Raw genomic sequence first — 20,354 nt, 5'->3', positions numbered from 1 at the left:
GTCATATGCGCTGAGTGATTTTTGATATCCAACTGCGTTCGCCCAGAGCGTGTGGATCAGATACAAGCATTGAAAACCAAGGAGAGAACCATGCCGCTTAAACATCTATTTGTCGGTACGGCCATGCTGGCCCTGCTTGCCGGCTGTGCGTCAGGGCCGACAGATCAAGGTACTGGAGGCTACGAGCCAACAGAAGCCAACTACCAGGGCTCTTTGCCGTGCCGCAACTGCGATGGTATTGCACTTGACGTCACGCTGATGGGAGACGAGTCGCAGGCACCGGAAGAGCGCACCTTCACGCTTAACGCCACCTATCGTAACCATCCCCAGAACCCACCGGCTGAAAACTATGCGGGTAACTGGGAAACCCTGACCGGCACGCCTTCCAACCCGGATGCTACCGTGTATGAGCTGACGCCAGACGGTGAAGGCCAGACCTATTACTTCCTGCGCATCGACCCACAGACCCTTGAGTTGATCGACCCGGAGCGCCGCCGTTTTGAAAACAGCGAGTTGCTGCGTCTTCAACGTCAGTAATCAGGCCGTCAGCGTGTGGTTGTAAGGCAGTCACAATAGTGACAAAAAAGGCGGCTTCGGCCGCCTTTCACGTGTTCTAGCCACTCATTCTAGTCACTTATTCTAGTCGCTCATTCTAGCTACATGGGGGCTATGACTGTTTTTGAGCGACGTTGTGAAACTGCAGGAGCAAGCCAGTGGCCAAAGCCAAAAGCGCCTTTGTATGCACCGAGTGTGGCGCTGAGTATCGTAAATGGCAGGGGCAGTGCAGCAGTTGCCAGGAGTGGAACACCCTGAGCGAAGTGCGCCTGGCGCCTGCCCGGCCAGGAGCTGCCAGCCCTTCTTCAAGCAGTGCCGGGCGGGGCGGCTATGCCGGCGCCTTGTCCAGGGATGTTGTCGACCTTGGCAGCGTTGATTTAAGTGAAGTGCCGCGCCTCAGCTCAACCTTCAGCGAGTTTGACCGAGTGCTGGGCGGCGGGCTGGTGCCAGGGTCAGCGGTCCTGCTGGGCGGGCATCCGGGGGCGGGTAAATCCACCCTACTGCTGCAGACTGCCTGCAAGCTGGCCCAGCAGCGCCGGGTCTTGTATGTCACCGGGGAAGAGTCGCTGTCCCAGGTGGCGATGCGCGCCCATCGGCTGCAGCTGCCCACCCAGGGGTTGAAGATGCTGGCCGAAACCAGCATCGAAACTATCCTGGCGGTTGCCGAGCGGGAAATGCCCGAAATCCTGATCATTGACTCCATCCAGACCATGCATCTGGAAGATATCAGCTCGGCCCCGGGCGGCGTGGCTCAGGTGCGTGAATCTGCGGCAGCGCTGACGCGTTTTGCCAAGCACAGCAATACGGTGCTGCTGCTGGTGGGGCACGTTACCAAGGATGGCAGCCTGGCGGGGCCCAAGGTGCTGGAGCACATGATTGACGCCTCCCTCTTGCTGGAAGGCGGTGCCGACTCGCGTTTTCGCACCCTGCGGGGGCAGAAGAACCGCTTTGGAGCCGTCAACGAGCTGGGCGTGTTCGCCATGCTGGAGCAGGGCCTCAAGGAAGTTAAAAACCCCAGTGCCATCTTCCTCTCCCGCCAGCAGGAGCAGGCGCCAGGCAGCCTGGTGATGGTGGTTTGGGAAGGCACCCGGCCGATTCTGGTGGAAGTGCAGGCATTGGTGGATGAATCCGCGCTGGGCAACCCGCGCCGGGTGGCCGTTGGGTTGGACCCTAACCGTCTGGCTATGCTGCTGGCGGTGCTTAACCGCCACGGCGGGCTGTTTACCGGCGATCAGGATGTGTTTCTCAATGTGGTGGGCGGCGTTAAGGTATTGGAAACCAGCGCGGATCTGGCCGTGCTGCTGGCGGTGGTATCCAGTCTGCAGAACCGCGCCCTGCCCCAGGAGTTGGTGGTGTTTGGTGAGGTGGGGCTATCCGGTGAAATACGCCCGGTGCCCAGCGGCCAGGAGCGGATCAGCGAAGCGGCCAAGCATGGTTTTACCCGTGCGATAGTGCCGCGCTCCAATGCGCCCAAAAAGGCACCGCAAGGCATGGAGGTGATTGCGGTTGATAAGCTCTCCGACGCGCTCGAAGCCCTGTAACCTTGGGGTGCAACAGGTTATCAGGCATTGGGCCTGAGGTAGACTGATAAAATATTTGGTAATGGAGGCAACGCCATGCATAACATTCGCTTGACGCAATACAGCCACGGGGCTGGCTGTGGCTGCAAGATCGCCCCTGATGTGCTGGATAGTATCCTCGCCAAGGCCGGGCCGCCTGCAGGCGGTGAACGTCTGATTGTGGGTAATCAGGGGCGTGAGGATGCCGCCGTCTATGATCTGGGCGATGGTCGCGGCATGATTGCCACCACTGATTTTTTCATGCCGATTGTTGATGACCCTTTTGATTTTGGCCGCATCGCGGCAACCAATGCGATCAGCGATGTGTTTGCCATGGGCGGCACGCCCGTGATGGCGCTGGGTATTCTCGGCTGGCCGCTGGATAAACTCTCGGCGGAGGTCGCCGGAGATGTGCTGGCAGGCGCTCAGGCGGTATGCCGCCAGCTGGGCGTGGCCCTGGCGGGTGGCCATTCGATTGATGCGCCAGAGCCTATTTTCGGCCTGGCAGTCAATGGCCTGGTGGCGCTGGATCAGCTCAAGCTCAACAGCGGCGCCAAGCCGGGAGATCTCCTTTACCTGACCAAGCCGATTGGTGTCGGCATGCTGACCACTGCCGAGAAGCGCGGCCTGGTGGAACAGGGCCATGAGGGCCTGGCGCGGGAAACCATGCTGGCTTCCAACCGCATCGGCGTTGATCTGGCCAAGGTGAGCGGTGTACATGCCATGACCGACGTGACCGGCTTTGGCCTGGCAGGCCACTTGGCCGAGCTGTGCGGTGCCAGTCAGGTGAGGGCGAAGATTGATTTTCGCAAGCTGCCACGTCTTGGCGAAGCAGAAGGCTATCGCCGTCAGGGGGCGATACCCGGTGGCACCCTGCGCAATCGTCAGGCGCTGGGCGATGCCTTGCCTGCCATGGATGAATCCCACTGGCAGTGGCTGTGCGACCCGCAGACCTCGGGAGGCTTGCTGGTGGCCGTTGACCCGGCCTGGCAGGATGACGTGGAGCGTATCGGCCGCCAGCATGGCCTGGCGTTAAAAGCGTTCGGTAGCCTGTCTGCCCAGGACGGGCCAGCGTTAATCGAGGTGATTGGGTGAGCTTGCCGACCATCTTGCCAACGCTAGAGGCGGATACCGCGCTGATCAGTGACGAGCGCCCGCTGATTGATGTACGCGCGCCGGTGGAGTTTGCCCAGGGTGCCTTGCCCGGGGCGGTCAATCTGCCCCTGATGAATGATGACGAGCGCCATCAGGTGGGTATCGCCTATAAGGAAGAGGGCCAGGCGGCGGCAATTGCGCTGGGCGAAACGCTGGTCAGCGGGGCAGTCAAGGCCGCGCGGGTTGATGCCTGGCGCAGCTACGTGGAACAGCATCCTGAGGCAGTACTCTACTGCTTTCGCGGTGGGCTACGTTCGCAGATTGCCCAGCAGTGGCTGGCTGAGGCCGGGGTGCTGCGCCCGCGTGTTGCCGGTGGCTGGAAAGCGCTGCGCCACCACTTGACCGCCCGTGTGGAGAGCGCTGCCCAGCAGCCCATGGTGATCATCAGCGGGTTAACCGGCTGCGCCAAAACCGTGCTGATCAACCAGTTGGAAGAAAGCGTGGATCTGGAAGCCATGGCCCGTCACAAGGGCTCTGCCTTTGGCCGCTCGCCTGAGCCACCGCCCGCGCAGATAGATTTTGAACATGCCCTGGCCAAGCGCCTGCTTGGCCTGCCAGGGCCTTTGGTCATTGAAGATGAATCGCGCCAGATTGGCAGCGTTAACGTGCCGCTGACTTTCTGGCAGGCCATGGAAAAGGCGCCGCGCATTCGCGTTGAAATGCCCCTGGACTGGCGCCTTGCCCAGTTGATTCAGGATTACATTATTGACCTGGAACAGGCCTATACCCAGCTTGTGGGGGCAGAAGAGGGCTGGCAGCGCATGCAGCAGCAGCTGGGTAATGCGCTGGTGCGCCTGAAAAAACGCCTGGGAGACGCGCGCCTCAAGCGCTTGCAGCGCATGCAGGCACTGGCCTTTGCCGCCCACGAGCAGGGCGACCGCCAGGCCCATGAAGCCTGGCTGGCGCCGCTGTTGACCGAATACTATGACCCCCTGTACCGCTACCATCTACAGCGCCAGCAGGAAGCTGGCGCCCTGGAATACCATGTAGGTGATTGGGAAAGCTGTCTGGCGGCTACCCGGCAATGGCTGACAGAGCAACAGACCCTAGGCCGGTGAGGCGCTGCGTAGCCACTGGGTCAGCACCCGGTCAAGCAAGGGCGCCAGATGGGTGAAACGCTTGGGCGTGGCAAAAATCTCCTCGTCGTCCTGCATGTAGTCGTTGCGTCCCGGCGGCGTTGGCGGGTATCCCATCAGGCTGGCCGCGCTGGATTGAGTGACCTCCAGATGGCATAACAGCCCCACCACTCGGCCAGCATCCCAGGCGAAGCCCTGCAGTGGTGCTGCCGGGCTTCCGCCCAGCGGCAGGGCATAATCCGGCAGGCTGAACACCTGGCGATGCCACATAAAGGCATCAAAATGCTCGGGCAGGTCAAAAGGGCTGTCGTCGGCCAGCGTGATCTTATGCCAGCCGGTTTCCGGGTAGGTGCCCGGCGCGCTGATAGCCCCTAGCACAAGGGCTATATAATGGGCGCCAAGGCCAATGCCCAGCAGGGGCTTCTGGCTATCGACCAGACGCTGGATCAGTTTGTCTTCTGCCTTGTACCAGGCAGGGGGCTCGTTAAGCAGAGTTTCTGGCCCATCAAGTACGATCAGCGCATCGCAGTCACTTGGGCGGGGCGCCAGCTCTCCGTCATACAGATGAAAGACCGTAAAGCTGTGCCCCATACTGGTCAACCAGTCGGTAATTCGTGCGGGGCAATGCGCCGGGCCGTGCTGTAGCAGATGAATATGCATGGTAATCTCCTCGCCGGCCAAAACGTAACAGGGTGCTGCCGTCGTGCGGCAGGGGTGAGACAATAGCGCATCGCGGGTGCGTCACCAACCCGGATAGTGGCAGCGTCGCATAAAAAACCTGTTGGAATAAATGCCTTTTTGGGCACCCGATACGTTAAAGTCAGGCGCTTTTTATCAGGTTCGTTTCCTCAAGCTCGTTTTCTCAGGATTGATTCATGGCTTCCAAATCCCCCGGTTTTTACCAGCAACTCCAGCAGCTGCCCTTATTTGCACAGCAGGCCTTTATGGCTGCACTGTGCGAACGGCTGATGCCGAACTATGCGCTGTATACGCAAACCACTGGGCAGGGCGATCTACACACCTTGCGCACGGTGCTTAACCTGGTCTGGGAGCAATTGAGCGTACGCGGCGCCTCGATTGACTTTGCCCGTCAGGCGGAAAAACTCGCTGAGTGTGAGCCGCCAGAAGGCGATGAAAGCTTTGGTGCCCGCCGGGCGCTGGATACGGTTGTCTCGGTGTCCTCGATTCTGGATACCCTGCAGGGGGAAGCGCCGGAAGCCGTGCTGGATGTCAGCCGCACCTCGCGGGCGGGCGTGCGCGCCTTTATTGAGCTGACCGAAGGTGAGGAGGACGCCCAGAAGCTGGCGCTGTTGATCCGCGACCATCCCCTGACGGAAGATGAAAACAACTTCCAGGATGCAGTGCTTGAAGCCGCCTCACAGCCGCTGGATGCCGGGGCGCTGAAGGCTCTGCGCCAGCTTGGGCGCAACGAAGGTATCAGTAATCTGGGGCTGTCACTGGAGGAGTGACGCCCCGACCTTCAATCTTCACACAACATTGTCTTCACAGACGCATTTCAATGCCGCGTTCTGCCATATAGCGCTTGGCTTCAGGAATGGTGTATTCGCCAAAGTGGAAGATGCTGGCGGCCAGTACCGCATCCGCGCCGCCCTTGATAACGCCATCGACCAGATGATCCAGGTTGCCTACGCCGCCTGAGGCAATCACCGGAACGCTGACCGCTTCGGCAATGGCATGGGTCACGCCCAGGTCAAAGCCGCTCTTGGTGCCATCGCGATCCATGCTGGTCAGCAGCAGCTCGCCAGCGCCGTATTCCACCATCTTTTTGGCCCATTCGACGGCATCCAGACCGGTAGGGCGGCGTCCACCATGGGTGAAGATCTCCCAGCGCGGCGTTTCGCCTTCCTTGGAGACCTGTTTGGCGTCAATCGCGACCACGATGCACTGGCTGCCAAAGCGTTCCGCCGCTTCACGCACAAATTCCGGGTTGGTCACGGCAGCGGTGTTGATGGAAACCTTGTCGGCTCCGGCATTGAGCATGGTGCGAATATCGTCGCAGCTACGAATGCCGCCGCCAACGGTCAGCGGAATAAACACCTCGCCGGCAATACGCTCGACCATCTCGACCGTGGTGTCGCGGTCCTCGTGGCTGGCGGTGATATCCAAAAAGGTGATTTCATCGGCACCCTGCTGGTTGTAGCGCTGGGCAATCTCTACCGGGTCACCGGCATCGCGGATGCCAATAAAGTTGACGCCCTTGACTACGCGCCCGCCATCGACGTCCAGGCAGGGGATAATACGCTTGGCAAGACTCATGCCTGGCCTCCTGTCAGCTGATCGCTCAATTGCTGGGCTTCGCTGACGTCCAGTCTGCCTTCATAGATGGCGCGGCCGGTAATGGCCCCCAGAATGCCGCTGTCAGCCACCTCGCAGAGTGCCTTGATGTCATCCAGGTTGGTAACGCCGCCGGAGGCAATCACCGGCAGGCCGCCCTCTCGGGCAAGGACGGCGGTGGCTTCGACGTTAACCCCCTGCATCATGCCGTCCCGGGCGATATCGGTGTAGACAATTGATGAGACGCCGTCATTGGCAAAGCGTTTGGCAAGCTCGGTGGCCTTCAGGGTGGAGACTTCCGCCCAGCCGTCAGTGGCGACATAGCCATCCTTGGCATCCAGGCCAACAATCACATGGCCGGGGAAGGCGTGGCACATCTCACCCACAAAATCGGGCTCCTTGACGGCCTTGGTGCCAATGATGACGTAGGAAACTCCAGCGGCCAGGTAGTGTTCGATGGTCTCTGCACTGCGGATGCCGCCGCCAATCTGAATAGGCAGGTCCGGGTAGGCGCGGGCGATGGCCGTCACTGCCTCACCGTTGACCGGCTTGCCTTCAAAGGCACCGTTAAGGTCGACCAGGTGCAGGCGACGGGCGCCGGCTTTCACCCAGCGGGCGGCCATGGCGACCGGGTCATCGCCGTAGGAGGTGGCGTCGTCCATGCGGCCTTGCTTGAGGCGTACACACTGGCCATCTTTCAGGTCGATAGCGGGAATAACTAACATGATAGTGTCCTTGTCAGCGCCGTCAGGAGGCGTTCAGGGTGTCCAGGTAACAAAATTTTCCAGCAGGCGCAGGCCTGCACGGGAGCTTTTTTCCGGGTGGAACTGCACCGCAAAGGTCGATTCACGGCCAATCGCCACGTGAGCCGTCGCCTTGCCGTATTGAGTGGTGCCAAACACTTCGGCGTCGTTGCTGGCGTCTACATAGAAGCTGTGGACGAAATAGAAGTGTTCCTGATTGTCGATACCCGCCCACAGTGGATGTTCATGATGCTGCTCAACCAGGTTCCAGCCCATGTGGGGCACTTTCAGGCGCTGATCGTGATCATCGCGCATATTGGCCGGAAAGCGGCGCACGTTGCCTTTGAAAACGCCCAGGCAGCCAATGCCGCCATTCTCTTCGCTGTGCTCCAGCAGCATCTGCTGGCCAACGCAGATGCCCAGCAGCGGCTTGGCCTGGCGCGTCAGGATATCTTCCACCAGCCCGCGCAGTTCGGTGCGTTCAAGCTCACCCACACAATCACGAATGGCGCCTTGCCCTGGCAGTACCAGGCGGGTGGCGCCGAGAATGCGCCGGGGATCACGGGTGATCACGACGTTTTCATGGGTGACGTGCTCCAGCGCCTTGGCCACGGAGTGCAGGTTGCCCATCCCGTAATCGATGACGGCAATTGTCATAAAACGCTCCTTATAAACACCCTTTGGTGGACGGCATCTGACCCGCCATACGCGGATCTTCGGACACGGCCATCCGCAGGGCGCGGCCAAAGGCCTTGAAAATGGTTTCTGCCTGATGATGGGCGTTAAACCCTTTGAGATTATCGATGTGCAGGGTCACGCGGGCGTGATTGACAAACCCCTGGAAGAACTCTGAGAACAGCTGAGTGTCCAATCGGCCAATCGTATCCCGGGTGAAATCGGCATTCATATAAAGCCCAGGGCGGCCGGAGAAATCGACCACTACCCGTGAAAGGGCCTCATCCAGCGGTACATAGGCATGGCCGTAACGGTAAATGCCACGCTTGTCGCCAATCGCCTCATGGAAGGCCTGGCCCAGGGTAATGCCAAGATCTTCCATTGTATGGTGGTCATCAATGTGCAGGTCGCCCTTGGCATTGATCTCCATGTCGATCATACCGTGACGGGCGACCTGATCCAGCATATGGTCTAGAAACGGGATGCCGGTTTCACAGTTCAGTTGCCCTTCGCCATCCAGATTGATGGTGACCTTGATCTGGGTTTCCTTGGTGTCACGGCTGACCGTGGCAGTACGCGCTGACATAACTTCTCCTGCGCCGAGGCGCATGTTGGGTGCTAGCCGCCGTTCCCTGTAGCGTTCGATATAAAGCGGCAACCAGCGGATAAATCGGGTAGAGCCAAAGGCAAAGCCGCTATTATAGTGAATCGGCCTGCCCATCCGCTACAATGCGTGTGATAACCAGCACTCACGATTGCCACAATAAAAGCAGCAAGATTGCCCAGGCCAAGAGGAACTCCAGCATGCCGGTGACACTACAGATCGTTGATCAAGCCAAATGGGAAGCCGATTCTCAGACCCAATTGGACTTGGTGCGCATCTATCATGACGCACCGCAGGAAAGGATGCCTGCTGAAACGGTTGAATCCTTTATTGATCAACACCTGAACGCGCAACACTGCTTTGGCTGCGCGCACTTCAATGACCGCCTGCTGGGAGCGGTGGCCATGGTAAAAGGGCCGGACGGTGCCTGGTGGCTTTCGGATCTGTGCGTTCGCAAGACAACGCGTCGGCGCGGGGTCGGCTCACGACTGATGGCACTATTGGCTGAGTGGTCAATGCGCCAGAATAGCATTTTACGCATTGAAACAACCACATTACCGATGGCTGACCGCATGCTGGTTTCCAAGCTGGGTTATCGGCAGGTGGATGCCTCGGCCAAGGCGCCTGGAGTGCCCGCTGGCATCGATTATGTCGAGCTTTCCCTGGCATCATCCCGTCAATAGTCACAACGGCTTGGGTTGGTTTTTTAACACTATGAGTTTTAGCACTGGAGCGATAACGATCGCTCTTGATCAAACCCAGAAGGGAACAGGGTAATGAAACAGCTACTTCGTATCTTACTTGCTGCGGTAGGGATTCTGGCCGTGGTGGCCGTGGCCGCTGTGGTTTATGTCACTACGTTTCTAGACCCGGAAGATTTCAAACCGCGGCTTACCGCCGTGGTGGAAGAACAGACCGGCCTGAACCTGGCGCTGGAGGGGCCATTAACCTGGTCTTTCTATCCGCGCATTGGCATGCGGGTCGAGAAAGCGCGTGCCTGGCTGCCAGAGCAGGATGAAGACAACGACCCTTTTGCAGCGGTCTCCAGCGCCGAAGTCAGTGTGGCGTTTGGCCTCTTGCTGCGCGGTGATATTGCTGTGGATGGTTTGACCATCAACGGCTTGCGTCTGAAACTTGAGCGTGATGAAGAAGGTGAAGGCAACTGGAATTCCCTGCTTGAGCGTCTATCCGAAGGCAGTGGAAAAGCCGAAACCGTGCTGGCGCCGGCCAGTGCCGGGCCGCATGCGGATGCCGGTAATCTCGCCGTGGTGCTCAATATTGCCAGCGTTGAAGTCAAAGAAGGTGACATTCATTATCGCGATGCTCAGGCAGGCCAATCCTGGCATGTTTACAAACTGAACGTCTCCGGCAGTAACGTCAATCCGGTGTCATCTTTCCCCATGAAGGCCATGTTTACCGTTGACCGTCACGACAGCCTGGATGCCGAGGCATTGGAGCGTACGCCCAATGCACAAAGTGAAGTTAACCTGGATACGCGCATCAAGCTGGCATTGGCAGAGCAGCAATTCAGCCTGGAAAACGTCAACCTCACCACCCGCAACCGCTTCGTGCCTGAAGGAGAAATCCAGCAGCTGAACCTGTCTGCGCCATTAATTGAAACTTGGCTGGCAGAGAAACGTCTGGCTGTTGAGCAAGGCGTGTTAGAAGCAACGCTGCGCAATGCCGAACATTGGGATGCTGGGCTTACCATGGCACTGAACTTTGGCCTCACCAGTGACTGGGAAGCGCAAACGGCGACTTTCAAGAAGTGGGAGCTAACCGGCCCGGATGGCCTGCGGATGCGTGGTCATCTCAATGTTGAACAACTGCTGGAAAGCCCCCGATATCAAGGTCAGGTGACGGCCTCGCCCTTCAACCTGCGGGCCTGGCTTGAACGCATCGGCACTGAAATGGATACCGAATTTGAAAGCGCGCTGCGTGACGTCGCATTGACCAGTCCTCTGGAAGGTGATCTGTCGCAGCTGGCGTTGACCAGCCTGTCGCTGGTCGTTGATGACACCACCTTCACCGGGGAGCTTTCCGCTGCCTTTGACGGTACCCGGCTGGAGTTTGATCTACAGGGCGATACGCTTGACCTTGACCGCTATCTACCGGCCTCTGTCGCTGCTCGGCCCGCAAGCGGTGGTCTGCTACGTCAGGCGTACGCACAAGAGCCAGCACTGCTGCCCCAGGCGTGGCTCAGTACCCTGGATATCGACGGTGCCTTACAGCTAGGCCGCTTTGAATGGATGGGCCTCACCTTTGAAGAACCGAAGATGCGCCTGGTAGGTGAAGAGGGCCTTCACCAGCTTCAAGGCCTGGAGGCAGGCTTCTATAGTGGGCAGCTGAGTGCCAGCGGTGAGCTGGACAGCCGCGAGTCTGATATGGGCTGGTCATTGACGCCGCAGGTGGAACAGGTGGATGTGGCGGCACTGCTGGAAGCATTGGGTAATGAAAGCGCACCCTTGCGCGGCCAGTTGGAAGTGGATGGCAACCTCACTAGCCGTGGCAATGCCTACGGCGAACTGGTTCGCAACCTGAACGGCGAGCTGACTACTTCACTGGCCAATGGCGCGATTCTGGATGTCAATGTATCACGTGAAATCTGCACCCTGGTGGCCGCTCTTGAGGGGGAGGAGACCAGCCGCGACTGGGCGGATGATTCACGCTTTGAACGGGCAGATGCCCGTTTGGTGATTAACAATGGCGTAGTGTCCAGCGATGACCTGCTGGTTACCCTGCCGGGCATTGATCTAAGTGGTGAAGGGCAGTTCGATCTGGGTTCCCAGCGTTTTGATACCCGTGCTACCGTGCGCCTGGTGAATACCGCCGATGCCGCCTGTGAAGTGAATCCTCGTCTTGAATCCCTGGCATTACCGGTGATGTGTGAAGGCCAGGTGAGCGATGAGCGCAGCGAATGGTGCCGCTTTGACCGTGAGACCTTCAAACAGAATCTGACGGACTTGCTACGCGATGAGCTGGAAAATCAGGTAGGTGAAGAAGTAGAGCAGCAGCTGGAAGGCTCTCTTGAGCAGCTCGATGAAAACCTGGGGGAAGGCACGACCCAGAAGCTGCGTGATGGCTTACGCAAACTGTTTGAATGAACCCGTCTGGCTGACAGGTACGGAGATGATCAATGACGCAGGGCGCGACCAAGTTGACGGATACACCCACGCCAAGGCTTGCGCCTGACGAGTTTCAGCGCCGACTGTTGACGTGGTTTGACCAGTTTGGGCGCCACGACCTGCCCTGGCAGTCGCCGCGCACAGCGTATCGGGTCTGGGTGTCGGAGATCATGCTCCAGCAAACTCAGGTCGCCACTGTGATTGATTACTTCGAACGCTTTATGGCGCGTTTCCCGACCCTTCAGTCGCTGGCAGAAGCCCCCCAGGACGATGTACTGCACTTATGGACAGGGCTTGGCTATTACGCCCGGGCGCGCAACCTGCACAAGGCGGCGCAGCAAGTAGCGGCTGACCATAATGCCCAACTGCCGGTGGACAGCCTGGAGGCACTTATGGCATTGCCGGGGATTGGCCGTTCAACCGCGGGGGCCATTATTGCCCAGAGCACTGGCAAGCGGGCGGTGATCCTTGACGGCAATGTCAAACGCTCGCTGACCCGGCTGCATGCCATAAGTGGCTGGCCTGGAAAGCCTGCGGTGGAACGCAAGCTGTGGGCACTGGCCGAGGTTTACACCCCGGAAGAGCGTGTGGCGGATTACACCCAGGCGATGATGGATTTTGGCGCGACCCTGTGTAAGCGCAGCCAGCCCGCCTGTTCGCAGTGCCCCTTCAATGATGTCTGCCTGGCGTTGGCGGAAGGCAATGTGCAAGGCTACCCGCAATCCAAACCCAAAAAAACGCTGCCCACTCGCCAAACCCTGATGCTGATTCTGGAAGATGCCCAAGGTCGCATCTGGTTGGAGCAACGGCCCCCCAGCGGTTTATGGGGTGGGTTATGGAGCCTGCCTCAGTTCGATAGCCAGGACGCCCTGAACGACTGGCTGGCAACCCACGTCAAGGAAGCCCGGCCGCAGGCGGCACAGCCCGCTTTTGTGCATACCTTCAGCCACTTCCGCCTGGAGATCACCCCCCAGCCAGTCGCGTGCCAGACGCTCAACGGTGTGCGCGAAAAGGGTCTCTGGTATGACCTTGCCGACCCACCGGCGCTGGGGCTGGCCGCGCCGGTCAAAAAGCTGCTGGCGCAAACGAAGGCGCAGAGAGAACCCTTTCAACTGGCGAACCTGCCTGGCTACGCGTAGGCTGGCCAGTCACTAAAAGCCATTTAAAGACACCTTCAGGAGTAACTATGAGCAACACTGTTTTCTGCCGCAAATACCAGCAAGAGCTTGAGGCATTGCCGTTTCCTCCTCTGCCGGGTAAACAGGGCCAGGAGATTCAGGCCACGGTATCCAAAAAAGCCTGGGAAGAATGGCAGGCCCTGCAGACGCGTCTGATCAATGAAAAACACCTCAACATGCTCGACCCGGATTCACGTGCTTACCTGATGACCCAGATGCAGCGCTTTTTCGACAACCAGAAAACTGACCAGGCCGAAGGGTATGTGCCGCCCAGCCAGGCATAGCGGTTTGGCTAGCCAGTTCTGTAAGACAACAAACATCTGGCGGGCGAAAAGAAAGTTTCACAAAGGTGTTGACGAAACCTGGAAGTTTTAGTTTAATACGCACCGTTGGCAGCGGCCAGATAGCTCAGTTGGTAGAGCAGGGGATTGAAAATCCCCGTGTCGGCGGTTCGATTCCGTCTCTGGCCACCACACTGCTGGGGTATCGCCAAGTGGTAAGGCACCGCTTTTTGGTAGCGGCATTCCCAGGTTCGAATCCTGGTACCCCAGCCATTGCTAACCTGTTTTCTATTATCGTGAGTCTCACGGTAATTTTAAAAAGCGCTTGATAAGCCGACATAGCTCAGTTGGTAGAGCAACTGACTTGTAATCAGTAGGTCCCGGGTTCGACTCCTGGTGTCGGCACCATTTAAAACTGGCAAAAATCAAAGCGTCACAGATTCTGAAAAAGCCGTCCCCTGGGGCGGCTTTTTTGTATGTGTCTATAAAGTCAGAGAGACGCGTCCTGAGCGGATTTGACAGTATGCTTTTGCACACTTGAGCGATAACAGGCCAAAGAGTTCAATATACGCAGGCAAAGATTGTGTCAGTTGTGTTTATGGATTATTTTCTATGAAAGCATAAATTATGATTTTTAGCATATAAAGGCCATAAAATGCATTTACGTCACTACTCACGCCGAGACTTAGCCTTTGAGATGATCAGTGCCTTACGTGGTAAGAGTCTCTTTGGTGATGAACATAATGGAATGTTCCTGGCTGCACCCAGGCGTACTGGGAAGACCACCTTTCTGAAAAGCGATCTAAAACCCGCTCTGGAAGATCAGGATATATTGGTCGTCTATGTGGATTTGTGGGCAGATCAACGCAGGGATCCCGCTGACCTGATTGCCATGGCTGTCACTGATGCCATGCATCATTACCAATCTCGGTTACAACAGCTTGCAGCGCGTATGGGCGTCACCTCTCTTGCTCTTGGCAGCTGGCTCGCCATCGATGTGGAAAACAACGCCTCTGATCATGCTCTGGCGACGTTGCCTGATGCTTTGCGTTTTCTTGGTGAGGCTGCGGAAAAACCTGTCGCATTGATTATCGATGAAGCCCAGCAGGCCCTTACGAGTGATGCAGGGTCAGCATTGATGGTGGCACTGAAATCCGCCAGGGATCAGCTCAATACACCCGATGATATTCGCCTCATGTTAATAATGTCCGGCTCTGACCGGGATAAACTTCTGCGTTTGGTGAATTCTCATTCGGCTCCGTTCTATGGTTCTCAAATCAGGAGTATGCCCTTGCTGGGAGCGGACTTTGTTGAACACCTGGTGGATATTATTGAAGACCAGCTACCCGAACTTTCTCCTGTGCACACAGGTATATTAATAGAGGCTTTTGTGGCTTTTGGGCATCGCCCTCAGTTTTTCATGTCTGCTTTAGGCACTGCTTTAAGTCCGATGGCTGACATTGAAGGGCGCTTTGAACAAGCAGTGCTTGAGACGGCTAAGGAGCAGCAGGAAACCGATCGTGCCGATATGGAAAGCCTCTATCTTGGGCTTCAACCTCTTCATCAAGCCATCCTGTGGCGTTTACTGGAAAACGGCGGCCGTTTTCGCCCTTACGACAGCGAAGCATTGCATTTTTATCGAGAAGTGACTGGTATTGAGAACATTACTCCTCAGAAAGTGCAGACGGCTTTGGAATCCATGAGGAAGCGAACACCCTCTCTTATATGGAAATCCACGCGAGGAGAGTACGCTGTGGAAGACGCAGGCATGAATCTCTGGTATCAGGCCCGAGTCAACGCCCAAGCCTGGCCACCGACAACAAGCTGTTAAATGCTTGCTTTACCTTGACCCCGTTCGTGATGATCCTTGGCCATTCACTACCCTTCAAGCCTGCATGGGCATTATTGTAGACATTTTTAAATAATTTATATATTTTAGTGGCTATAGCGATTGGCTAGAACAAACAAGCAACGAGCAGGAGAAACACTGTGGATAACAATGCCGTAGAGAGTGATGAGATCGAACGCGATGTGATGGAGTTTGACGTCGTGATTGTCGGCGCCGGGCCGTCCGGGCTTTCCGCCGCCTGCCGCCTGATGCAGCAGGCCAATGCCGCCGAGCAGGAGCTGACCGTCTGCGTGGTCGAAAAAGGCTCCGAAGTCGGCGCGCACATTCTCTCCGGCGCGGTGTTCGAACCGCGCGCCCTGGCTGAACTGTTCCCTGACTGGGAAGAGCGCGGCGCGCCCTTGACCACCCCCGCTATCCGCGATGAGGTCTACCTGCTCAAGGATGCCGAGAAAAGCCAGCAGATCCCCAACGCCCTGGTGCCCAAGAGCATGCATAACACCGGGGGCGATATGGCCCGCTACGTGATCAGCGCCGGTAACTTGTGCCGCTGGCTGGGCGAGCAGGCTGAGCAGCTGGGGGTGGAAATCTTCCCCGGCTTCGCTGCCCAGGATGTGATCATTGAAGATGGCAGTGTGCGCGGTATCCTGATCGGCGATATGGGCGTGGGCGCCGATGGTCAGCCCAAGGAAGGCCATATGCCGGGCATGGAGCTGCGCGCCAAATATACCCTGTTTGCCGAAGGCGCCCGCGGACATCTGGGCAAGCGCTTGATCAGCGAGTTTTCCCTGGATGCCGACCGCGACCCCCAGCATTACGGCATCGGCCTGAAAGAGCTGTGGGACGTGCCCGCCGAGCAGCACGAACCGGGTCTGGTGCTACACGGCTCCGGCTGGCCGCTGGATAAAAACACCCACGGTGGCTGGTTCCTCTACCACGCGGAAAACCAGCAGGTGGTGGTCGGGCTGATTATGGACCTGTCCTACCAGAACCCCTGGCTCTCGCCGTTTGACGAGTTCCAGCGCATGAAGCACCACCCGGTACTCAGCCAGCACCTTGAGGGCGGCAAACGGGTGGCCTACGGCGCCCGGGCGCTGACCAAGGGTGGCCTGAACTGCCTGCCGAAAATGACCTTTGCAGGTGGCCTGCTGATTGGCTGCGATGCGGGCACCCTGAACTTTGCCAAGATCAAGGGCCTGCACACGGCGATGAAATCCGGCCTGGTGGCGGCGGAAAGCGTCTTTGAAGCCCTTCAGGCGGGCGATGAAGGCGGCCAGGACCTGACCACCTTCACCGAGAAGTGGGAAGCCAGCTGGGCTTATGAAGAACTCAAGGCCAGCGCCAGCTTTGGCCCGGCCATTCACAAATACGGCACGGTGGCAGGAGGTGCCTATAACTTTGCCAACCAGCTGCTGGGCAACAAGCTGCCCAACCTGCACGACACCACCACCGACCACGGTGCGCTGAAGCCAGCGGCGGAGTTCGAGAAAATCGACTATCCCAAGCCGGACGGCAAGCTGTCATTTGACAAGTCGACCTCGGTGTTTCTGTCCAACACCAACCACGAGGAAGACCAACCCTGCCACCTGCAGTTAAGCGACCCGGAACTGCCGATTCGCGATAACCTGCCCACCTACGCCGAGCCCGCCCAGCGCTACTGCCCGGCAGGGGTCTACGAAGTGGTGGAAGACGACGCTGGCAACCCGCGTTTCCAGATCAACTTCCAGAACTGCGTGCACTGCAAAACCTGTGATATCAAGGACCCGGCCCAGAACATTACCTGGGTGGCCCCGGAAGGCGGCGGCGGGCCCAACTATCCTAATATGTAAGAACGGGCCCAATATGTAAGAACGGTTCCAATAGGTAGTAGCAAAAATGCCGGCCGAACAGGCAGCAAAAAGCCCCTCAATGAGGGGCTTTTTTGATACCAGATCAAACAATGCTCTTCTTCAGAACAGCAGGCCGGGCAGCCACAGGGCGATTTCCGGGAAGATGACAATCAATGCCAGCCCAAAAATCTGCAGCGCCACATAGGGCAATGCCGAGCGGTAGATATCCACAATGGTGATTGATTTGGGCGCCACCGAGCGCATATAGAAGAGGTTATACCCGAAGGGCGGTGTGAGGTAGGCCGACTGCATGCTGATGATGAACAGCACGGCAAACCAGGTGGTATCAAAGCCAAGGTCACGGACGATGGGAATATACAGCGGTACGGTAATGAACAGGATTGCAAAGTCATCCAGGAACATGCCGAGGGCGAAAAAGCTGACCAGCATGAAGATGATCACCACATAGGGTGAGAGCGAGAAAGCCTGAATCATATCCTCAATCACCATACCGGCCCCAAGGCCCATATAGATGCGGCTGAAGAAGACCGCCGCTATGGCAATCCACAGCAGCATACCGGTGATCTTGGTGGTGCTAAGCATCACATAGCGCAGCAGGTTCCAGTTAAGCCTGCCGCGCAGGGCTGCAATCAACATGGCGCCACCAGCGCCTACCGCTGAGGCTTCAGACGGTGAGGTGACCCCGCCGATAATACAGCCCAGCACGGTAACCACCAGCAGGCCAGGGGCAATAATATGCCGCAGTGAGGCGAGCTTTTCCTGGGTGGTAAAACGTTCCTCTTTCGGGGCCGCTGGCCCTAACGCCGGGTTCAGGCGGCAGCGAATCAGGATGTAGATCATATAGATACCGGCCAGCATCAGGCCGGGCATCAGGCCCGCAGCAAACAGCTTGCCGACGGATTCACGGGCCAGAAAGGCATAGACAATCATCAGCACGCTGGGCGGAATCAGAAAGCCCAGAGCGCCACCTGCCATGATGGTGCCCGTTACCAACCGCTTGTGGTAACCCCGCTTGAGCATGGCAGGTAGCGCTATGATGCCGAGGCTGACGGTAGCCGCACCGGATACCCCGGCCATGGCCGCAATCAGCGCACAGATCAGTACGGTACCCACACCCAGCCCGCCGGGGATGCTGCCCATCAGGCGGTGGATCATTTCAAACAGATCATCGGTGATGCCCGAGCGTTCAAGCACCAGACCCATGAAGATGAACAGAGGGAGCGACACCAGCAGGAAGTTATCCATGGCGCTGTAGGCCGAGGAGAGCAGCAGATCCAGGCCGCCAGGGCCAAACATCATATAGGCACTGCTCATGCCTGAAATCATCAGGGCCCACGCCAGCGGCGCGCCCATGGCCATCAGCACAATCATGGAAAAGAACATGATGCCGGTGATTACGAGGGGATCTAGGCTAGCCATAAGAAAACCCTTTACGCGACACGCCTAAGCCAGCATGCCGGAAGATGGTGGTTGAGGGTGGCGTGACAGCGTCAGGTGCTTTCTTCCGGATCCTTGCGCGGATCTTCGAAGGGCACGTTAAACAGCTTGAGCACGGCACGCACAAATTCAGCCAGGCACTGCAGGATCAACAGACCCACGGCTAGCGGGATGGTCGCCTTGATCGGCCACAGGGGCGGACGCCAACTGCTACGGTTGGAGTATTCGCCGATTTCCCAGGCGCGATAGGCAAAATCCACGGCCATGTCGAATACCACTGCCAGTACCATTATCCCCAGGGCAAACACGATGACATCACAGAACGCCTGCCCTCGGGGTGGCAGCAGGCGATAGATGACGTCGCTGCGAACATGGCTTTGATGACGCAAGGTATAGCTTCCCGCCAGTACACTGAGCGCACCGAAGAACATGGTGGCCAGCTCGTACCCCCACACCGTGGGGGCATTGAATATATAGCGGGCGACGACCTCATATAGCAGGACACCGATGATACCTAACGTCAGCCATGAGATAACTCTTCCGACCCAGTCGGAAAGGCCATCCTGAAAACGTAGATAGCGGGTGACCTTACTCACTCAGCCGTCCTTGCTCTTTGGCGTTGTTGATCAGGATTTCAATCGCTTTGGCATTACGCTCAGAGCGCTCGGCTTCCTCTTCCCAGATCGGCAGGGCGGCTTCGGCCAGGCGGCGGGAATCTTCTTCCGGCAGGGTGGCAAACTCGAACAGCGTTCCTTCATCGATAATCCTCTGGTTGCCTTCTTCCAGCCAGTTATGTACATCCAGCAGGTACTGGTCAATGGCCTCGGTCAGAATCTGCTGCTGCTCTTCACTCATGCTTTCCCATGTACGTGGATTAACGAAGGCGATTTCGGTCCAGCCTGGGTTGAGCAGGTTGATATCGGTGTAGTGCTCAGCAACTTCCTGCAGCTTGAGCTGTTCGTATTCGACCGGGCCACCGTAGACAGCGCCATCAATTACGCCGGTTGAAAGGCCAACGTAGAGTTCCTCACCGGGCAGGAAGGTGGTCGGGATATCAAACTTGTCCAGCACGGTAGCAATGGAGCTGGTGGCGCGGATGCGCATGTCCTTGAGGTCTTCCAGGCTCTCGACCGGCTCGCGAGTCAAGAGGCCGTAATCACTGCCAAAGCCGCGGCCGATCACTTCAACACCCTGCTCGGCATAGGCTTCAGACACCAGCTCTTCGAGGCCCTGATTAGCGAAGATATCGCGGGCTTCTTCAACATCAACCCAGGCACCTGGCAGGCCGCCTTCAATGGTGCCGATTTCAACCGTGCCGGGCCAGTAGCTGCCTACCCCATGGGCCAGATCAAGCGTGCCGCGCGCCACAGAATCAACAAACTGGTCGCTATCCACCAGCTCACCACCATGGAAGAACTGAATGCGGATGGAGCCATCACTGGCTTCCTCAACGCGCTCCTGCAGGTCTTCGGCCATCTGATCAACTTCAGTGCCATAGAAGGTGTGCATGCGCAGGCGCACGGTATCTGAATAGGCGAACTGGCTAGCCACGACGGAGGCGGCGATGGATGTTGCCAGAGCACTTTTGACGAATGTTGAGAGTTTCATAGGACCTCTTTGATGATGCAGTTGGACGTTATAGTTAGAAGACGGCTAGTTAGCCAAGCCATCAAGCTGCCTATTGAGTTAATCACACAGAAAGTGATCATTCCATAAGAATTTCTATAAAATCGTCTAATGTCAACACTATATAAGTTAGCTTGCTAAACAGTAAGTTAGCCTGCCAGTTAGGTTTAGTCGTTCCCTAAGGTAGTTTATTTAACGTTAAAACAGGCAGTTGGCGTATTGGGCCAAGGCAAGCAAAGCCGGGAAAAAAGCAGTGGATAACGTTATTCAGTTGCTGGAAAGATGCGGTATGAAAACCTGGATAAAAAGCATTATGTCGGCAATAAGTGAATTAAGGTTAACTATATTT

19 protein-coding genes and 3 tRNA genes are annotated in these 20,354 nt (G+C 57.5%); 14 read left to right on the top strand and 8 right to left on the bottom strand.

Going from position 1 to position 20,354, the window contains the following annotated elements; all coding sequences use genetic code 11:
• Positions 1-90 precede the first annotated feature (90 nt).
• From OR573_14485 to mnmH, 4 genes are all read left to right on the top strand, one after another.
• Positions 91-537, top strand: a complete 447-nt coding sequence (locus OR573_14485) for a copper resistance protein NlpE N-terminal domain-containing protein (protein XGA79675.1) — start codon at positions 91-93, stop codon at positions 535-537.
• Positions 538-713: 176 nt separating this feature from the next.
• Positions 714-2,096, top strand: coding sequence for a DNA repair protein RadA (gene radA, locus OR573_14480; protein ID XGA79674.1), 1,383 nt, complete (start codon positions 714-716; stop codon positions 2,094-2,096).
• Between the two features lie 75 nt (positions 2,097-2,171).
• A complete protein-coding gene (gene selD, locus OR573_14475; protein ID XGA79673.1) occupies positions 2,172-3,209 on the top strand; it encodes a selenide, water dikinase SelD in 1,038 nt (345 codons plus the stop codon).
• Between the two features lie 2 nt (positions 3,210-3,211).
• Entirely contained in the window at positions 3,212-4,327 is a 1,116-nt protein-coding gene (gene mnmH, locus OR573_14470; protein XGA81762.1) for a tRNA 2-selenouridine(34) synthase MnmH, read from the top strand.
• Here mnmH and OR573_14465 read toward each other — a convergent pair.
• Complete coding sequence (locus tag OR573_14465; GenBank protein ID XGA79672.1) at positions 4,316-5,005, bottom strand: type 1 glutamine amidotransferase; 690 nt, start codon at positions 5,003-5,005, stop codon at positions 4,316-4,318. The genes mnmH and OR573_14465 overlap by 12 nt on opposite strands.
• A gap of 215 nt (positions 5,006-5,220) precedes the next feature.
• On the opposite strand from OR573_14465, the gene OR573_14460 reads away from it, so the two are divergent.
• On the top strand, positions 5,221-5,814 hold the full coding sequence (locus tag OR573_14460) for a YjaG family protein (protein XGA79671.1): 594 nt from the start codon (positions 5,221-5,223) through the stop codon (positions 5,812-5,814).
• Between the two features lie 34 nt (positions 5,815-5,848).
• Here OR573_14460 and hisF read toward each other — a convergent pair whose 3' ends face one another.
• From hisF to hisB, 4 genes are read right to left on the bottom strand one after another with little or no spacing between them, the layout of a single operon-like run.
• Complete coding sequence (gene hisF / locus OR573_14455; protein ID XGA79670.1) at positions 5,849-6,622, bottom strand: imidazole glycerol phosphate synthase subunit HisF; 774 nt, start codon at positions 6,620-6,622, stop codon at positions 5,849-5,851.
• On the bottom strand, positions 6,619-7,365 hold the full coding sequence (gene hisA, locus OR573_14450) for a 1-(5-phosphoribosyl)-5-[(5-phosphoribosylamino)methylideneamino]imidazole-4-carboxamide isomerase (GenBank protein XGA79669.1): 747 nt from the start codon (positions 7,363-7,365) through the stop codon (positions 6,619-6,621). Before hisA ends, hisF begins: the two co-directional genes overlap by 4 nt.
• A 33-nt stretch (positions 7,366-7,398) precedes the next feature.
• The gene (hisH, locus tag OR573_14445; protein XGA79668.1) at positions 7,399-8,040 is read right to left on the bottom strand and encodes an imidazole glycerol phosphate synthase subunit HisH; all 642 of its coding nucleotides are present in this window, start codon (positions 8,038-8,040) and stop codon (positions 7,399-7,401) included.
• Positions 8,041-8,050: 10 nt separating this feature from the next.
• Positions 8,051-8,644, bottom strand: coding sequence for an imidazoleglycerol-phosphate dehydratase HisB (gene hisB / locus OR573_14440; GenBank protein XGA79667.1), 594 nt, complete (start codon positions 8,642-8,644; stop codon positions 8,051-8,053).
• 218 nt (positions 8,645-8,862) lie between these two features.
• On the opposite strand from hisB, the gene OR573_14435 reads away from it, so the two are divergent.
• The 9 genes from OR573_14435 to OR573_14395 all read left to right on the top strand — a co-directional run bounded on the left by OR573_14435 (position 8,863) and on the right by OR573_14395 (position 16,921).
• Positions 8,863-9,345, top strand: a complete 483-nt coding sequence (locus OR573_14435; GenBank protein ID XGA79666.1) for an acetyl-CoA sensor PanZ family protein — start codon at positions 8,863-8,865, stop codon at positions 9,343-9,345.
• Positions 9,346-9,438: 93 nt separating this feature from the next.
• Positions 9,439-11,766, top strand: a complete 2,328-nt coding sequence (locus OR573_14430; GenBank protein ID XGA79665.1) for an AsmA family protein — start codon at positions 9,439-9,441, stop codon at positions 11,764-11,766.
• Positions 11,767-11,798: 32 nt separating this feature from the next.
• Positions 11,799-12,926, top strand: coding sequence for an A/G-specific adenine glycosylase (mutY, locus tag OR573_14425; GenBank protein XGA79664.1), 1,128 nt, complete (start codon positions 11,799-11,801; stop codon positions 12,924-12,926).
• Between the two features lie 47 nt (positions 12,927-12,973).
• Positions 12,974-13,249 (top strand): oxidative damage protection protein, encoded by a 276-nt coding sequence (locus OR573_14420; GenBank protein XGA79663.1) that lies wholly within the window; start codon positions 12,974-12,976, stop codon positions 13,247-13,249.
• Between the two features lie 113 nt (positions 13,250-13,362).
• Positions 13,363-13,438, top strand: a tRNA-Phe gene (locus tag OR573_14415).
• A 6-nt stretch (positions 13,439-13,444) separates the two neighbouring features.
• Positions 13,445-13,519 (top strand) — tRNA-Gln (locus tag OR573_14410).
• A 59-nt stretch (positions 13,520-13,578) separates the two neighbouring features.
• Positions 13,579-13,654: transfer RNA gene (locus OR573_14405), tRNA-Thr, on the top strand.
• A 247-nt stretch (positions 13,655-13,901) separates the two neighbouring features.
• Positions 13,902-15,077 carry a hypothetical protein gene (locus OR573_14400; GenBank protein XGA79662.1) on the top strand — a complete coding sequence of 392 codons (1,176 nt, stop codon included), beginning with the start codon at positions 13,902-13,904 and terminating at the stop codon, positions 15,075-15,077.
• 203 nt (positions 15,078-15,280) lie between these two features.
• Positions 15,281-16,921 carry an electron transfer flavoprotein-ubiquinone oxidoreductase gene (locus tag OR573_14395; GenBank protein XGA81761.1) on the top strand — a complete coding sequence of 547 codons (1,641 nt, stop codon included), beginning with the start codon at positions 15,281-15,283 and terminating at the stop codon, positions 16,919-16,921.
• A 120-nt stretch (positions 16,922-17,041) separates the two neighbouring features.
• Here the strand turns inward: OR573_14395 and OR573_14390 are convergent, their stop codons facing one another.
• From OR573_14390 to dctP, 3 genes are all read right to left on the bottom strand, one after another.
• Entirely contained in the window at positions 17,042-18,361 is a 1,320-nt protein-coding gene (locus tag OR573_14390; GenBank protein XGA79661.1) for a TRAP transporter large permease subunit, read from the bottom strand.
• A 71-nt stretch (positions 18,362-18,432) separates the two neighbouring features.
• A complete protein-coding gene (locus OR573_14385) occupies positions 18,433-18,975 on the bottom strand; it encodes a TRAP transporter small permease subunit (protein ID XGA79660.1) in 543 nt (180 codons plus the stop codon).
• A complete protein-coding gene (gene dctP, locus OR573_14380; protein XGA79659.1) occupies positions 18,968-19,987 on the bottom strand; it encodes a TRAP transporter substrate-binding protein DctP in 1,020 nt (339 codons plus the stop codon). Before dctP ends, OR573_14385 begins: the two co-directional genes overlap by 8 nt.
• Positions 19,988-20,354 lie beyond the last annotated feature (367 nt).

The organism is Halomonas sp. CH40 (assembly GCA_041875495.1).
Lineage (GTDB): Bacteria > Pseudomonadota > Gammaproteobacteria > Pseudomonadales > Halomonadaceae > Vreelandella.
The sequence above is the reverse complement of the archived record's forward strand: the minus strand, read 5'-3'. Positions and strand labels throughout refer to the sequence as shown.

What these genes read in the sequence shown, in the direction of transcription:
- hisF (XGA79670.1), bottom strand. Translation starts at nt 6,622, where the DNA reads ATGAGTCTTGCCAAGCGTATTATCCCCTGCCTGGACGTCGATGGCGGG.
- OR573_14400 (XGA79662.1), top strand. Translation starts at nt 13,902, where the DNA reads ATGCATTTACGTCACTACTCACGCCGAGACTTAGCCTTTGAGATGATC.
- OR573_14430 (XGA79665.1), top strand. Translation starts at nt 9,439, where the DNA reads ATGAAACAGCTACTTCGTATCTTACTTGCTGCGGTAGGGATTCTGGCC.
- OR573_14465 (XGA79672.1), bottom strand. Translation starts at nt 5,005, where the DNA reads ATGCATATTCATCTGCTACAGCACGGCCCGGCGCATTGCCCCGCACGA.
- selD (XGA79673.1), top strand. Translation starts at nt 2,172, where the DNA reads ATGCATAACATTCGCTTGACGCAATACAGCCACGGGGCTGGCTGTGGC.
- dctP (XGA79659.1), bottom strand. Translation starts at nt 19,987, where the DNA reads ATGAAACTCTCAACATTCGTCAAAAGTGCTCTGGCAACATCCATCGCC.
- OR573_14435 (XGA79666.1), top strand. Translation starts at nt 8,863, where the DNA reads ATGCCGGTGACACTACAGATCGTTGATCAAGCCAAATGGGAAGCCGAT.
- hisB (XGA79667.1), bottom strand. Translation starts at nt 8,644, where the DNA reads ATGTCAGCGCGTACTGCCACGGTCAGCCGTGACACCAAGGAAACCCAG.
- hisH (XGA79668.1), bottom strand. Translation starts at nt 8,040, where the DNA reads ATGACAATTGCCGTCATCGATTACGGGATGGGCAACCTGCACTCCGTG.
- OR573_14395 (XGA81761.1), top strand. Translation starts at nt 15,281, where the DNA reads ATGGAGTTTGACGTCGTGATTGTCGGCGCCGGGCCGTCCGGGCTTTCC.
- OR573_14485 (XGA79675.1), top strand. Translation starts at nt 91, where the DNA reads ATGCCGCTTAAACATCTATTTGTCGGTACGGCCATGCTGGCCCTGCTT.
- OR573_14390 (XGA79661.1), bottom strand. Translation starts at nt 18,361, where the DNA reads ATGGCTAGCCTAGATCCCCTCGTAATCACCGGCATCATGTTCTTTTCC.
- mutY (XGA79664.1), top strand. Translation starts at nt 11,799, where the DNA reads ATGACGCAGGGCGCGACCAAGTTGACGGATACACCCACGCCAAGGCTT.
- OR573_14420 (XGA79663.1), top strand. Translation starts at nt 12,974, where the DNA reads ATGAGCAACACTGTTTTCTGCCGCAAATACCAGCAAGAGCTTGAGGCA.
- hisA (XGA79669.1), bottom strand. Translation starts at nt 7,365, where the DNA reads ATGTTAGTTATTCCCGCTATCGACCTGAAAGATGGCCAGTGTGTACGC.
- OR573_14460 (XGA79671.1), top strand. Translation starts at nt 5,221, where the DNA reads ATGGCTTCCAAATCCCCCGGTTTTTACCAGCAACTCCAGCAGCTGCCC.